15 protein-coding genes are annotated in these 14991 nt (G+C 65.6%); 7 read left to right on the top strand and 8 right to left on the bottom strand.

Annotation, left to right across the window (positions count from 1 at the left end):
- Position 1: 1 nt before the first annotated feature.
- Together AAHM38_RS17610 and AAHM38_RS17605 are read left to right on the top strand one after the other, a co-directional pair.
- On the top strand, positions 2–1873 hold the full coding sequence (locus AAHM38_RS17610) for a glycoside hydrolase family 15 protein (protein ID WP_116575728.1): 1872 nt from the start codon (positions 2–4) through the stop codon (positions 1871–1873).
- A gap of 30 nt (positions 1874–1903) precedes the next feature.
- On the top strand, positions 1904–2164 hold the full coding sequence (locus AAHM38_RS17605; protein WP_004626784.1) for a DUF1289 domain-containing protein: 261 nt from the start codon (positions 1904–1906) through the stop codon (positions 2162–2164).
- 69 nt (positions 2165–2233) lie between these two features.
- On the opposite strand, the gene AAHM38_RS17600 is transcribed toward AAHM38_RS17605, so the two are convergent.
- Complete coding sequence (locus AAHM38_RS17600; RefSeq protein ID WP_116575729.1) at positions 2234–3670, bottom strand: aldehyde dehydrogenase family protein; 1437 nt, start codon at positions 3668–3670, stop codon at positions 2234–2236.
- 152 nt (positions 3671–3822) lie between these two features.
- Between AAHM38_RS17600 and AAHM38_RS17595 the strand changes: the two genes are divergently transcribed.
- On the top strand, positions 3823–4353 hold the full coding sequence (locus AAHM38_RS17595; protein WP_116575730.1) for a hypothetical protein: 531 nt from the start codon (positions 3823–3825) through the stop codon (positions 4351–4353).
- Positions 4354–4432: 79 nt separating this feature from the next.
- Here the strand turns inward: AAHM38_RS17595 and AAHM38_RS17590 are convergent, their stop codons facing one another.
- The 6 genes from AAHM38_RS17590 to AAHM38_RS17565 form a co-directional block, all read right to left on the bottom strand.
- Complete coding sequence (locus tag AAHM38_RS17590; RefSeq protein WP_116575833.1) at positions 4433–6055, bottom strand: ABC-F family ATPase; 1623 nt, start codon at positions 6053–6055, stop codon at positions 4433–4435.
- A 111-nt stretch (positions 6056–6166) separates the two neighbouring features.
- Complete coding sequence (ldcA, locus tag AAHM38_RS17585; protein ID WP_116575731.1) at positions 6167–7093, bottom strand: muramoyltetrapeptide carboxypeptidase; 927 nt, start codon at positions 7091–7093, stop codon at positions 6167–6169.
- Complete coding sequence (gene tadA / locus AAHM38_RS17580) at positions 7090–7638, bottom strand: tRNA adenosine(34) deaminase TadA (protein ID WP_012761938.1); 549 nt, start codon at positions 7636–7638, stop codon at positions 7090–7092. The genes ldcA and tadA overlap by 4 nt, the downstream gene beginning before the upstream one ends.
- Before the next feature lie 19 nt (positions 7639–7657).
- On the bottom strand, positions 7658–8134 hold the full coding sequence (gene queD / locus AAHM38_RS17575) for a 6-carboxytetrahydropterin synthase QueD (protein ID WP_116575732.1): 477 nt from the start codon (positions 8132–8134) through the stop codon (positions 7658–7660).
- Positions 8135–8212: 78 nt separating this feature from the next.
- Positions 8213–8851, bottom strand: a complete 639-nt coding sequence (gene queE / locus AAHM38_RS17570) for a 7-carboxy-7-deazaguanine synthase (protein ID WP_009238194.1) — start codon at positions 8849–8851, stop codon at positions 8213–8215.
- A gap of 246 nt (positions 8852–9097) precedes the next feature.
- The gene (locus tag AAHM38_RS17565; RefSeq protein ID WP_116575733.1) at positions 9098–10315 is read right to left on the bottom strand and encodes an MFS transporter; all 1218 of its coding nucleotides are present in this window, start codon (positions 10313–10315) and stop codon (positions 9098–9100) included.
- A 148-nt stretch (positions 10316–10463) separates the two neighbouring features.
- Here AAHM38_RS17565 and AAHM38_RS17560 point away from each other — a divergent pair, with 148 nt between their 5' ends.
- From AAHM38_RS17560 to AAHM38_RS17545, 4 genes are all read left to right on the top strand, one after another.
- A complete protein-coding gene (locus tag AAHM38_RS17560; RefSeq protein ID WP_116575734.1) occupies positions 10464–11408 on the top strand; it encodes a LysR substrate-binding domain-containing protein in 945 nt (314 codons plus the stop codon).
- 65 nt (positions 11409–11473) lie between these two features.
- Entirely contained in the window at positions 11474–12172 is a 699-nt protein-coding gene (locus AAHM38_RS17555; protein ID WP_116575735.1) for a 2-hydroxychromene-2-carboxylate isomerase, read from the top strand.
- 3 nt (positions 12173–12175) lie between these two features.
- Entirely contained in the window at positions 12176–13003 is an 828-nt protein-coding gene (locus tag AAHM38_RS17550) for an isocitrate lyase/PEP mutase family protein (protein ID WP_116575736.1), read from the top strand.
- Positions 13004–13080: 77 nt separating this feature from the next.
- On the top strand, positions 13081–14244 hold the full coding sequence (locus tag AAHM38_RS17545) for an MFS transporter (RefSeq protein ID WP_049779089.1): 1164 nt from the start codon (positions 13081–13083) through the stop codon (positions 14242–14244).
- Here AAHM38_RS17545 and AAHM38_RS17540 read toward each other — a convergent pair.
- Positions 14237–14991 (bottom strand): substrate binding domain-containing protein (locus AAHM38_RS17540; protein WP_342234309.1); only part of this gene is annotated, 755 nt, incomplete at its 5' end. The genes AAHM38_RS17545 and AAHM38_RS17540 overlap by 8 nt on opposite strands.

Raw genomic sequence — 14991 nt, 5'->3', positions numbered from 1 at the left:
AATGCCCTCAAGAATTGAAGATTACGCGTTGATTGGCGATTGTGAAACCGCGGCACTGGTTTCGCGCGACGGCTCCATCGATTGGCTGTGTTGGCCTCGGTTCGATTCAGGCGCCTGTTTTGCCGCCCTGCTCGGCACGCCAGACCACGGCCGGTGGCGCATCGCGCCGCAAGGCGAAGTCCGCGCCACGCGCCGACGCTACCTGCCTGGCACGCTCGTGCTGGAGACCGTCTTCGAAACCGACACCGGTTCCGCCAGCGTGACCGACCTGATGACGGCCCGTCTGCCCGGCACCGCCGACGCACGGGACGACACCTCCGACCTCATCCGCATCGTGCGCGGGCTCTCCGGCACCGTCGATATGCGCATGGACCTGACCCTGCGGTTCGATTACGGCGCGTCTGTACCGTGGGTCAGCCGCGTGTCCGAAGTCACGGGCGCCCCGGCTGACGGCCCCTGCGACATGCCCGATTGCGTGCTGCGCGCCGTGGCCGGGCCCAACATGACGACACTGCGCACCGCCGCCCCGATCCGGGGCGAAAACCTTTCCACCGTGGCCGATTTCACGGTAAGCGAAGGCGAAGCGGTCCCGTTTGTACTCACACATTCGCCGTCGCACCTGCCGTTACCGGCATCGATCGACGCGCTGGAAGCCCAGGTAGACATCGAGGCGCGCTGGCGCGCATGGGGAGGCCGCTGCCACGGCGCAGGCGAATGGACCGAAGCCGTAGAGCGCTCCCTGATCACGCTCAAGGCGCTCACGTACCACCGCACCGGCGGTGTCGTGGCCGCGCCCACAACGTCGTTGCCGGAACAGCTTGGAGGCGTGCGTAACTGGGATTACCGCTACTGCTGGCTGCGCGACGCCACCCTCACGCTGCTCGCGCTGATGAACGCCGGCTTCTACGATGAGGCGCGCAGCTGGCGCCAATGGCTCGAACGCGCGATAGCCGGCAGCCCGGCGCAGGTGCAGATCATGTACGGCATTGCCGGGGAGCGCCGCCTGGGCGAATGGACTGTCCCCTGGCTGCCCGGCTACGAGGGCGCTCAGCCCGTGCGCGTGGGCAATGCGGCCGCGCAACAACTGCAGCTCGATGTGTATGGCGAGCTGATGGACGCCCTCTTCATCGCTCGCAAAGGTGGCCTCGACGGCGACGATGCCTCGTGGCGCCTGCAGGTCGCGCTGATGACGCATCTGGAAAGCATCTGGCAAACGCCGGACCAGGGCATCTGGGAAGTCCGCGGCCCCTCGCGCCATTTCACGCACTCCAAGGTCATGGCGTGGGTGGCGTTCGACCGCGCCGTCAAAACCATCGAGCAATTCAACGTTGATGGCCCGGTAGAGCGCTGGCGCGTCGTGCGCGACCGCATCCACGCAGAGGTCTGCGCCCACGGCTACAACGCCGCGCGTGGCTGCTTCGTGCAGAGCTACGGCAGCGACGAACTGGATGCCGCGCTTCTCATGCTGCCGCTGGTGGGTTTTCTGCCGGCATCCGACCCGCGCATCCAAGGCACGGTCAAGGCCATCGAAGAAGACCTGCTCGTCGATGGCCTCGTGCGCCGCTACCGCACCGAAGCGGCGACCGACGGCCTGCCCGAGGGCGAAGGCGTGTTCCTTGCCTGCAGCTTCTGGTACGTCGACAACCTCGTCATGCAGGGCCGCCATGACGAAGCGCGCGCGCTCTTTACCAAGCTGCTGGCGCTGCGCAATGACGTGGGCCTGCTGGCTGAAGAATACGACCCACGCCTGCGTCGGCTCGTTGGCAACTTCCCGCAAGCGTTTTCGCATATCGCGCTGGTCAATTCCGCGCTGGCGCTATCCAAGGCGGCCGATCATGTCAGCCAGCGCACGGGGGAACCGCCGTGCAGCTGACGTCGGGCCGAAGCCGGTAAAATACTGGCCATGACCGAATCGACCGCTTTCAGCCCTATGCCAGACGACGCAACCAGTGCTTCCGACAGCACTCTGTTGGGCCGCCCAGACAGCCCCTGCATCGGCATCTGCTCGACCCTCTTCGACGAGGTTTGCCAGGGCTGCGGGCGCACGCAGCTGGAGGTCAGCAACTGGGTCTTCATGACCGACGAAGAGCGCAACGCGGTCTGGACGCGCATCCTGGCCGAAGGCACCGCCCAGGGCTACAACGCTGACGGCAGCCGCAAGTAGGCGGAGGGCGTCAAACGCAAAAAACCCGGCCGAGGCCGGGTTTTTCATTGGTGCTGCAAGTGGGGCAGATCAGGCCGTCTTGGCGGGATTGAGTTGCAGCGCCTTGTACTCCAGGAACTCCTCCAGGCCGTACTTGCCGTTTTCCCGCCCGTTGCCGGATTGCTTGTAGCCGCCAAACGGTGCCTGCATGTTGAACGGCCCGCCGTTGATATTGACCTGGCCCGTGCGGATGCGCCGCGCCACCCGAATCGCCCGGGCCTCGTCGCCCGACCACACACCGCCGCCCAGGCCGTAGATGCTGTCGTTGGCAATCCGGACGGCCTCTTCCTCGTCGTCGTAGCAGATGACGGTCAGCACAGGGCCGAAGATTTCTTCGCGCGCGACGGTGTCGGTGGTCTTGACGTTGCCCAGCACCGTCGGCTTGACGAAGTAACCGGTGGTCAGGCCTTCGGGCGTGTCGGCGCCGCCGGTAATGAGTTCTGCGCCCTCCTCCAGCCCCTTGCGGATGTAGCCCAGCACGCGGTCGCGCTGCACGGCAGAGATGAGCGGCCCCAGGCGCGTGCTTTCCTGCGCCGGATCGCCCGGCACGTACGCAGCGGCAAACTGTGCGGCCAGCGCCTTCACCTCTTCATACTTGGCGCGCGGCACCAGCATGCGCGTGTGCGCCGAGCACGTCTGCCCCGAGTTCAGGAAACACGCCGACAGCGTGCCCTTGACCGCTGATGGCAGGTCCGCGTCATCCAGGATCACCGAGGCCGACTTGCCGCCCAACTCCAGCGCCACCCGCTTGACCGACTGCGATGCGAGTTCAGCCACGCGCTTGCCCGCACGCGTGGAGCCCGTGAACGACACCATGTCGACCTCCGGGTCGCCGGCCAGCACCTCGCCCACCACCGGGCCATAGCCGGTGACCAGGTTGAACACGCCCGGCGGCAGGCCGGCTTCTTCAATGACTTCCGCCAACACAAACGCGTTGAGCGGTGCCACTTCCGACGGCTTGAGCACCACCGTGCAGCCGGCCGCCAGCGCGGGCGCAACCTTCAGCGTGATCTGGTTGAGCGGGTAGTTCCACGGCGTGATGGCGCCCACCACACCCACGGGCTCGCGCACCACCAGCGAGTTGCCAACGTGCTCTTCAAATTCAAACGTGCTGAGCAGCTTGGCGAAATTGCTCCAGTTGTAGACGGGGCCGCCCACCTGGATGGCACGCGCCAACTTGATCGGCATGCCGACTTCACCGGCAATCAGCTGCGCCAGTTCTTCGCTGCGGGCATGCAGGCCGTCGGCAATCTTCTGGATGTACTCGGCGCGCTTGGCCACGGGCGTGGCAGCCCAGTCATCAAATGCGGCGCGCGCCGCGGCCACGGCGGCTTCGGCGTCTGCCGCGCTGCCTTCGGGGATGGTCCCCATCACGGCTTCCGTGGCCGAATGGATCACTTCAATGACGCCCTTGCCCTGCGGCGCCACCCACTTGCCATTGATGAAAAGCTTGTCGCGTTGCTGCATCGTCGGTCGTCTCGCTCTGGTGGATGCGCGATGTGCGCGTTGTGCTATCCGGGTTGCGACTGAGGCCCACGTCGCCCCCGGGCGGTTATGATCGGTCTATTGTAGAGCCACCAGAGCGCACACTGCAGACGCGCCGGCCGAGGGAGACGACCATGACCACCCGCATCTATCAGAAGACCGAAAAAGGTCAGGACGAGATCCGAACGCGCGCGAACCACCTCGACCAGCGTCACCGCGCGGTGCTCCTGATGGTGAATGGCGAGAAAACCTGCGACGACATCCTCGTGCAGCTTCAGCCGCTCGGTATGACGCAAGCGGTGTTCGACGAGCTGGAGGGAGGCGGCTATATCCGCCCGCACGCGGCCGGGGTGACTACGGCGAAGGCTGAGCCCGCATCTGCGACCACCACGACGGAGGCGGCTCCCGCACAGGCAACCACGTCAAAAGGGCCCGCAGCCGAGGGCTATCAACGCCTCTATCGGTTCTATACCGAAACCATCAGCCGGTATCTCGGCCTGCGCGGCTATCTGCTGGAGATGAAGGTGGAGAAAGCCGGCAATGTGGCGGAACTCGTCGCCCTGCGCGACACGCTCAAGGCCGCGCTCAGCAAAACACGCGGCGAGCCCGAGACCAGCAACGTGATCGCCCAGCTCGATCTGCTGATCGACGAGGCAACAGGCTAAGCCCGCACGGTCGGGCAGCAAAAAAGGCGGCACAGTTGGCCGCCTTTTTTGCTGTGCCCTCGTCGAGGACACACCACGTTCAGACTTCGACGCCCTGGCTCTGCAGGTATTCGTCGTAAGTACCCAGGTAGTCGGTCAGGGTGCCGTCCGGGCGCACTTCGATCACACGCGTGGCCAGGGCGCTGATCAACTCGCGATCATGCGACACGAAGATCAGCGTGCCTTCGAACTTGTCGAGCGCAATCTGCAGCGACTCGATGGACTCCATGTCCATGTGGTTGGTCGGCTCGTCCAGCGCCAGCACGTTGTGGCGGCCGAGCATGAGCTTGCCCCAGATCATGCGGCCCTTCTCGCCACCCGAGAGCACCTTCACACTCTTCTTGATGTCGTCGGCCGAGAACAGCAGGCGGCCCATGGTGCCGCGCAGCGATTGGTCGTCATCGCCGGGCTGCGTCCACTGGCTCATCCAGTCCATCAGGTCGCGGTCTTCGGGGAATTCTTCGTAGGTGTCCTGGGGCATGTAGCCGACATTGGCGTTCTCGGCCCACTTGACGGTGCCACCGTCGATCTCGATGCCGCGCTGCACGCCGGTCTTCACGGCGCCGTTCAGCAGGCAACGCAGCAGCGTGGTCTTGCCGGCGCCGTTCTCGCCGATGATGGCGATGCGCTCGCCCGCCCGCACTGCCATCGTCAGGCCATCGAAAATCTTGCGATCGTACGTCTTGCGCGCGTTCTCGGTTTCCACTGCCAGGTTGTGCAGCTTCTTCTCCATCTCGAAGCGGACAAACGGGTTCTGGCGCGACGACGGCTTGATGTCTTCCACCTTGATCTTGTCGATCATCTTCAGGCGCGACGTAGCCTGGCGCGCCTTGGACTTGTTGGCCGAGAAGCGACGCACGAAGTCCTGCAGGTCGGAGATGCGCTCCTTGGCCCGGGCGTTGGCGGCCTGCAGGCGTTCGCGCGCCTGCAGGGAGGCTTGCATGTAGTCGTCGTAGTTGCCCGGGTAGACCTTGAGCGTGCCGTAGTCCATGTCGGCCATGTGCGTGCAGACCGAGTTCAGGAAGTGGCGATCGTGGGAGATGATGATCATGGTGGAATTGCGCTCATTGAGCACCGATTCCAGCCAGCGGATCGTGTTGATGTCGAGGTTGTTGGTCGGCTCGTCCAGCAGCAGCACGTCCGGGTTCGAGAACAGCGCCTGCGCCAGCAGCACACGCAGCTTCCAGCCGGGGGCGACATTGCTCATCGTGCCGTTGTGCTGGTCGGTCGGAATGCCCACGCCCATCAGCAGTTCACCCGCGCGCGCTTCCGCCGTGTAGCCGTCGTATTCGGCGTACTTGGCCTCCAGGTCGGCGGCCTTCATGTAGTCGTCGTCGGTCGCTTCCGGGTTCGCGTAGATGGCATCGCGCTCTTGCGCGGCAGCCCACATTTCGGTGTGGCCCATCATCACCACGTCCAGCACGCGCATGTCTTCGTAGGCGAACTGGTCCTGACGCAGCTTGCCCAGGCGCACGCCCGGTTCCAGCATCACGTTGCCCGAGCTCGGCTCCAGATCGCCGCCCAGGATTTTCATGAAGGTCGACTTGCCGCAGCCATTGGCGCCGATCAGGCCATAGCGATTGCCCTCGCCAAACTTGACCGAGATGTTCTCGAACAAGGGCTTGGGCCCGAACTGCATGGTGATGTTGGCGGTGGAAAGCACGTGGAAACCTTGATTTGGAAAGCGGTGATCTGGCGCGGCAAGCACTTGGCCGGTCGCCATTTGGAGAACCCGAGATTTTACCACCCGGACGTGACCCGGATGGCCAGTGGCTTATGCCTTCAGTGTCGGATACCCCGACAAGTGCAGCGTAAAGCCCGCGGCGTCAACATCCAGCTCGGCCTGCGCCCCAATCGGCAGTGTCGCCTTGGTTGGGCAATGGCCGAAGGGCAAGCCCGTGACGATCGGAATCGACAGGTGTTCGGCAAGGTAGTCGCGCATGGCGTCGAAACCATAGCCCGCGTCGTACGGCGTGGTGCGATATCCGGAGAAATCGCCAAACAACAGCGCCTGCTGCGCATCGAGCACGCCAGCCTGCTGCAATTGCAGCAGCATGCGTTCAACGCGGTACGGATGCTCGTTGATGTCCTCAACAAACAGGATGCCGTCGCGGATATCCGGCAGATACGGCGTGCCGATCAGGCTGCACAGCATGGCCAGGTTGCCGCCCCATAGCGTGCCGGCGTAGCGGCCCGGCCGTGCGCAGCCAGGCGGTTGCGGACCATCCACGCGCAACGCATAGGTCGGGTTTCGCAAGATGCCCCAGAAGTGCTCGACCATGAACGGGTCGACCGTATCCAGCCCGAAGTCCGAACACACATGCGGGCCGGCAAACGTCACGCCGCCGGTGGCCGCCAGGTACGCCAGCGAAAACACGGTGAAATCGCTGTGACCGACGATGATGGCGTCGGTCGCCTGCGCGCGGCGGCCGATGTCGATGAAGTCGATATGGTCCAGCAAGCGTGTCAGGCCATACCCCCCACGAATGGCCATGGCGATTTCCTGGCCACCGCCCGTGCCGATCTGGTTCAGGTCTGCCAGCCGCGCAAGTTCACCGCCGGCAAAACGCTGATGCTGCCGGCTCAGGCACTCGCGGTTGACGACCGTGCAGCCCTGCGCTTCCAGTGCCGCCACGCCGCGCTCGGCGATGGCCGCATCGTTCGGATAACCGGAAGGCGCAATCAGGCGGACAGTGGTCATGTGGCGGATTCGTCGGATTCAGTGGCGGCCAGGCGTGCGGCCTTCTGGGTTGCGCGGCGCTCGGCGAAGAAGGCGCGCAGCATGTCGCCGCACTCCTGCGCGAGCACGCTGCCGGTGATGGCGGTCTGGTGGTTCAGCCGCGTCTCGGCAAACAGGTCGAGGATACTGCCCGCGGCGCCCGTCTTGGGATCGGGCGCGCCGTAGACGACACGCGCCACGCGGGCATGCAGCATGGCGCCGGCGCACATCACGCACGGCTCCAGGGTCACGAAGACTTCACAGTCGGGCAGGCGGTAGTTGCCGAGCTTCTCGGCGGCCTGGCGCAGGGCGCGCATCTCGGCATGCGCAGATGGGTCATGCGTGCCGATCGGCGCGTTGTAGCCCACCCCGACGATTTCGTTGCCGCGCACGACCACGGCACCCACCGGCACTTCGCCCTGCCCCCACGCGAACTTGGCCTGTACGAGCGCCTGCTGCATCCAGTAGCCGTCGCGCTCATGGGCGGACATGTCGGCAGGCGGGACGAGGACGTGCGGTGTGGTCATGCGATCCGGCGCTGTCGCATCAATCCTGTTCGTGCGGGCGCGCGAGCTTCACGTCGGCCCAGCAATTCGGGGTTTCGTACAGCACGAGCTTGGACAGGCGCAGATGGTGCCCAAAGGTGTTGCGAAACACTGGCTCGAGAATGTCGAACGCGACCTGCGCGAGGTTCTCGACAGTGGGCACGTCGTTGAGCACAACGGTCTTGTGACCGCCTTCCATGTCGTTCAGGAATTCAACCAGCTTGGTATCGCCGCGATAGACGAGGAACGCGTGGTCCCAAAGGTCGACAAGATGCTTGTTGGCGAGCTGCTTGACGTCGCCAAAGTCGAGGATCATGCCGTCGTCGGCAGCCTTGTCGTTGTGCAGCACTTTGCCGGTGAGCGTGAGTTCGAGCTGATAGCGATGCCCGTGCAGGTTGCGGCACTGGCCGGCATGGCCCGGGATGCGGTGGCCGGCGTCGAATTCGAGCCGGCGCGTGATGGAAACGGTCTTGGTCATGGAGCAAGGTGGCGGCAGCGGGCGCCGCGAAACGGCTGGAACCGGCAGAAAACCGGGGACAAAGTGCTGCGGCCCGCCCTAGCGGATGCCCAGCATCTTATGGGTTTGCAGCGACAGGCGCCAGCGCGGCCGGCGCTGGCACAGCTCGACGGCTGCCGCCGTATTCTGCCGGGCAAGCGGGCCGTCCATGGCCTGCAGGAAGAAATGCTGGAAATCGAGCCGTTCGTATGCGTCGAGGTCCTGTCCGTCTTGCGGAATCACCACCTTCAGCTCGTCGCCGCGTGTGACGACGAGTTCGGAGCCCATCTTGGGGCTCACGCACACCCAGTCGATACCTTCCGGCACGGTGATGGTGCCGTTGGTCTCGATGGCGATTTCGAAACCGCGTGCGTGCAGCGCGTCGATCAGGGGCTTGTCGAGCTGAAGCAGCGGCTCGCCGCCGGTGCAGATGACGAGCGGCTTGCCGCCCGTGGCGCTGGCCGGCCATTCGGCGGCAACGGTGTCGGCGAGTGCGTCGGCGGTGGTGTATTTGCCGCCTTGCGTGCCGTCCGTGCCGACGAAGTCGGTGTCACAGAACTGGCAGACGGCGGTGGCGCGATCGGCTTCGCGCCCACTCCAGAGATTGCAGCCGGCAAAGCGGCAGAAGACGGCTGCGCGGCCGGTGTTGGCACCCTCGCCTTGCAGCGTGTAGAAAATTTCCTTGACGGCGTAAGTCATGTCTGAACGGTGGCATTCACAGGAGAACGACGCAGAAGCGACGTATTTCCCGCGCAAACCGTACCAGTGCCCACTAGTGATTAACCCGATATTGTTTCACAAATCGGGCTCACGCGTCGCCCTATCCGCAGAAGGACGCCAGCGTCACAAAGGAAAACGCGCCCTCCGGCGTCAGCCACGCTGCGAAGACCAGAGCGGCGCCAGCTACCGCCAGCGCCCATGCCGTCCATGGTTTGAGCTGTGCGTTCACGCTGGTTGCGCCACCGGCATGCGCAAGAGTTGGCGATCGTCGATCGGCCAGTGCAGCAGCGCGGCCACCACACCGAGCGCCATGGCGCCAAACCAGATCGCGTCGTAGGAATGCAGGTGGTCGTACACCACGCCGCCCAGCCACACGCCCAGGAACGCGCCGATCTGGTGACCAAGAAATACGAAGCCGAACAGCGTGCCGATGTAGCGCACCCCAAACACCTGCGACAGCAGCCCGTTCGTCAGCGGCACCGTCCCCAGCCACAGCAGGCCCATCACGATGGCAAACGCATACAGCGTTGCGGGCGACAGCGGGAGCAGGATGAATAGCGCAATCGCCGCCGTGCGAATCAGGTACAGCAACGAGAGCAGATACTTGCGCCGGAACAGCCCGCCCAGCGCGCCGCAGTAATACGTGCCGACGATGTTGGCGGCGGCAATGAGCGCCAGCGCCACCATGCCGTGGCGGCCGGTGAGCCCCTTGTCGAGCAGATACGCCGGCATGTGCGCACCGATGAAGGCGAGCTGGAATCCGCACGTCAGGAACCCGAGATTCAGCAGCCAGAAACCCCGGTGGGCAAAGGCCTCGCGGATGGCCGAACCCATGCTTTGCTGCGCCTGCTGCGCGGCGGCAGCCGATGTTCTCTCGCGTAACGGCGCGGCCAGCGGCAAGAAGATCGCCATGAACCCCGCCATGATCACCAGCGCCGTCACCCAGCCGACCGTACTCAGCAAGCCCTGCGCCGTCGGCACCATCACGAACTGGCCGACACCGCCCACCGCGCCCGCTACGCCCAGCGCCCAGCTGCGCCGCTCGGGCGGCGTCAATCGGCTGATCGCGCCATACACCACGCCGAACGACGTGCCTGACAGCCCGAGCCCGATCAGCCCGCCAGCCGAGAGCGTAAAGCCCAGGGGCGAGCCTGCATGTGCCATCAGCATCAGCCCAAGCGCATAGACCACGATGCCGGCAACGACCACCTTGGCCGCGCCGTAACGATCGGCCAGCATGCCCGCGAATGGCTGTGCCGCGCCCCAGATGAGGTTTTGCAACGCGATCGCCAGGCCAAAGGTTTCGCGCGTCCAGCCGTGACCCATCGTGACGGGCACGAGGAAGAGGCCTTGCACGTGGCGGATGCCCAACGCCAAGCCGATCACCGCGCCGCCAGCCAGGACCGGCAACCACGGCGATTGCGTGAGAGATTTCGATGCCATGAGCGTTTTTCTCCGATGTGGCTGACATTCCGGCTCCGCAAGCGTGTGGAACATGCATTGGGCTGGAATGTCGTCCGATGGCTTATTAAACTTCGCCCTATCCAGCTTCTCAATTGATCTTTGAGAACGCCTTGCATGAGGAAAACGCATGTCGACTCCCCTGGTTCGATTGGCCTCCCTGGACTTGTTGCGCGGCTTCGTGGCGGTAGGCCGGCGCATGAGCATCACCCTCGCGGCAGATGACCTGTGTCTGACGCAGTCCGCCGTAAGCCGCCAAGTGTCGGCACTCGAAGAGGCGCTGGGCGTGAAACTGCTGGTGCGCGGGCACCGCTCGATTGCGTTCACGCCCGAGGGCGAACGCCTGTTCCGCAGCGCCGACAGCGCCGTGCAGCAGTTGCAGGACGCCATCGGCGCCATTCGCGTGGCGGCCGAACGCCGGCCAGTCACGATCACGGCCAGCATCGGCGTCACCGGCCTGTGGCTGCTGCCGCGCCTGGCGCGCTTCCAGCTGCAGTACCCCGACATCGACGTGCGCGTGGCGACCAACAACCGCCTCGTCGACCTGAAGAACGAAGGGATTGAGCTTGCCATCCGGTATTGCCCACCCGGCGATGCGCCACCCGGCGCGATCCGGCTGTTTGGGGAAACCGTGGCGCCGGTTGCGCATCCGTCGCTCGGGCTGCGCTCGCTGGATTCCGCCGAGGCGCTCGCAGGCCTGACGCTGCTCGACTTTGACGACCGCGACCTGCGCCGCCCCTGGCTCCAATGGACTGATTGGCTGGCCGCCGCCGGCTGGAGCCACGCCAAGCCGCGCACCGTGCTGCGCTTCAACCAACACGACCAGATCATCCATGCAGCGGTGGCCGGCCAGGGCATCGCGCTGGGCCGTCTGGAGTTGATCGCGCCGCTGCTGGCCGACGGCCGCCTGGTCACCGTACCGACCATCGCCCCCGGCGTGCGCAAGACGCATGCGTACTGGTTGATCCAATCCGAGCCGAACCCGCGCCGCGACGTGCGCGATGTGGCTGCCTGGATCTGTTCGGAAGCCGCAACGCAGGCTACGCATGCGTCCGGTGCATCCGAACTTGCATGAAAGGCGTTTGAGCCCACCGGGCAGTCCACGTGTAATGCCGCCAACGACACCCCGTTGGAGGCCGCATGGACACCCTCGCCCGACCGCAGACCGCACCCCAGCCCGCCGCTTACAACGCCACCTGGGAAGCGCTCGTCCCCGCGCCCACCGTCGAGTTCTGGTTCGACTTCGCGAGCAATTACAGCTACCTGAGTGTGATGCGCATCGAGGCCGCCGCGGTGCAACACGGTGTGCGCGTGGTGTGGAAGCCGTTCCTGCTCGGGCCGATCTTCCAGTCGCTCGGCTGGGCCAGTTCGCCGTTTGTGCTGCAACGGGCCAAAGGGCACTACGTCTGGCAAGACATGGCGCACGAATGCACCAAGCACGGTTTGCCGTGGACGCAGCCGAGCACGTTTCCGCGCGCCTCCGTGTTGCCGCTGCGCGTTGCGCTCCTCGGCGCAGACACGCCGTGGGTCGGTGCCTTCTGTCAGCGGATCATGCTGCGCAATTTCGCGCAGGACCGCGACATCCACACGCCTGACGCCGTGGCAGAAGAACTGACGGCGCTCGGCTTGCCGGTCGACGCCATCCTCGCTCAGGCACAGTCCGACGCAAGCAGGCTAGGCCTGCGCGAGCAAACGCACGCCGCGCAGATTCGTGGCATCTTTGGCGCTCCCACGTTCTTTGTCGGCGACGCGATGTTCTGGGGCAACGACCGCCTGGACGATGCGCTCGCCTGCGCCGTAGCATTGCAGTCCAATCCTGGCTCATATCACAGCGGATAACCCATGCCGACCCAGATCGAAAAAGCTCGTGCCTTCCGCGTACTGCACGAACGCAGCGGCACCTTCGTGATCCCCAACCCGTGGGACCCGGGATCGGCTCGGCTATTGGCATCACTCGGCTTCGAAGCATTGACCAGCACCAGCGCCGGCTTCGCGTTCTCGCGCGGGCTGCCTGACTATGGCGTCGGCCGCGACACCATCCTCGCGCATGTGGCTGACTTGGCGGCCGCCACGGATGTGCCCATGGCTGCCGACCTGGAAAACGGCTTTGGCGATGGGCCGGAAACGGTGGCCGAGACGATCCGCCTGGCAGGCGCCACCGGCATCGTCGGCGGCTCGATTGAGGACGCGACGGGTCGCGCAGATGCGCCCATCTACTCGCTGGAGGCTTCGGTCGACCGCGTACGCGCTGCGGTGGAGGCTGCGCGCGCGTTGCCGTTTCCGTTCACGCTCACCGCGCGCGCCGAAAACCACCTGCACGGTCGCAACGACCTGGCCGACACGATCCGCCGCCTGCAGGCCTTCCAGGACGCCGGCGCCGACGTGCTGTACGCCCCCGGCCTGAAAACACGCGACGAGATCGCCACCGTGCTGCGCGAGATCGACCGCCCGCTCAACGTGCTGATGGGTTTTGCCGACGGCAACTTGAGCGTGGCCGAGTTGACCGAATTGGGCGTCAAGCGCATCAGCGTAGGCGCGACGCTGGCACGCGTAGCCATGGGTGCATTCATGCGGGCGGCGGAAGAACTGCGCACCGCGGGGACGTTCAACTTTGCGCGCGATGCCGCCAGTGGAGCCAAGCTCAACGGCCTCTTTGCACCGTTCGCCTGAGGCTTGCCGCCGGGCGATCGCAGCCAATCTTGGCATCCCCTCCAACCGACACCCAGCCGCCCGGCGGCCTGCGCCAGATGCCCGCCGGCATCTGGGTGCTCGGTTGCGTCAGCCTGCTGATGGACATCGCTTCCGAGATGATCCACAGCCTGCTGCCGCTGTTCATGGTGTCGGCGTTGGGCGCAAGCGCCCTGTCGGTCGGGGTGATCGAGGGCCTGGGCGAATCGACCGCACTCATCGTCAAGATCTTCTCCGGCACGCTGAGCGACTACCTTGGCAAGCGCAAGGGCCTGGCGGTGTTCGGCTATGCGCTGGGCGCGCTGTCCAAACCGTTGTTCGCCATTGCGCCCACGGCCGGCATTGTGCTGACAGCGCGCCTGCTCGACCGCGTCGGCAAGGGCATCCGCGGGGCGCCGCGTGATGCGCTGGTCGCCGACATTGCCCCGTCTGCGTTGCGCGGCGCGGCCTTCGGGCTGCGGCAGTCGCTCGACACCGTGGGTGCGTTTCTGGGGCCCCTGCTGGCGGTCGGCCTGATGCTGCTGTGGGCGGATGATTTTCGCGCCGTGTTCTGGGTGGCCGTCGTGCCGGGGCTGCTCTCTGTTGCGCTGCTGATGTTCGGCCTGCGGGAGCCCGAAACCCACAACGGTGCCCGCCGCACCAACCCGCTCCGCCGGGACAACCTCCAGCGGCTGCCCCGCGCGTACTGGTGGGTGGTGATGATCGGCGCGGTCTTCACGCTCGCGCGGTTCTCCGAAGCGTTCCTGGTGCTGCGGGCACAGCAAGGCGGCATTCCGGTGGCGCTGGTGCCGCTGGTCATGGTGGCGATGAACATCGTCTATGCGCTGGCGGCGTATCCGTTCGGCAAGCTCTCTGACCGCATGAGCCACACGAAGCTGCTCGCGCTTGGGCTGGTGGTGCTGGTTGCCGCCGATGTGGTGCTCGGCCTGTCCGCTCACTGGAGCGTGGTCATCGCAGGCGTGGCGCTGTGGGGCGTGCACATGGGCATCACGCAGGGCTTGCTGGCAACCATGGTCGCCGACACCGCACCGGCCGACTTGCGCGGTACCGCTTACGGCATGTTCAACCTGGTGAGCGGGCTGGCGATGTTGGCTGCGAGCGTTCTGGCGGGCTTGTTGTGGGACAGGCTGGGCGCAGCCGCGACATTCCACGCGGGGGCGGTGTTCTGCTTGCTGGCGTTGGGCCTGTTGGCCATGCGAAGGAAGTCTGCCGGGATCACGTGACGTTCGGCTGCGCCCTGAACCAGTCCACCAGAAAATCCAGCATCGCCCGCAGCGCCGCCGGCATCTGCCTGCGCGAGCTGTACACGCCGTGAATGCCCAGCGCCTGCGGCACGTGGTCCGGCAACAAACGCACGAGTTGCCCGCTGGCGATCAGCGGCGCGGCAGCAAACACCGGCTGCAACGCAATCCCCGCGCCCTCTCGCGCCGCTGCCAGCAACACCATCGATTCATTCGCACTGAGATTGCCGCCCACCGGCACGTCCGATGGCGCGCCCGTCTTCGCCTCGGTGAACTTCCACAGGCTTTTGCCGAAGTACGAATACGTCAGGCAGTTGTGAACGGCCAGGTCTTGTACGCGGCGCGGCGTACCGTGCGCGGCCAGGTAAGACGGCGCCGCCACCACGACGGATTCGCACATGCCCAGCGGCCGCGCAATCAGGTTCGGGTCCAGATCGTTGGTGATGCGCACGGCCAGGTCGATGCGCTCCTCCACGAGGTTGATGGTGCGGTTGTCGACCACCAGATCGACCGCCGTTTGCGGATAGCGCCGCAGGTAGGCCGTCACCGCCGCGCTCAACGTCTGCTGCGCCAGGGACTGCGCGCAGGCAATGCGCAGGAGCCCGCGCGGCGTATCGGCTTCGGGGCCATCTGCCACGGCCATCTGTGAAGCGATTTCCAGCATCTGGCGGCAGCGTGCGAGCGTGGCCTCGCCGGCGGGTGTCAGGCCGATGCGGCGCGTGGTCCGGT

Source organism: Ralstonia sp. OTU4908, assembly GCF_038440115.1.
Taxonomy (GTDB): domain Bacteria; phylum Pseudomonadota; class Gammaproteobacteria; order Burkholderiales; family Burkholderiaceae; genus Ralstonia; species Ralstonia pickettii.
Note: the sequence above shows the minus strand (reverse complement) of the source record. Positions and strands in the feature narration are given on the sequence as shown.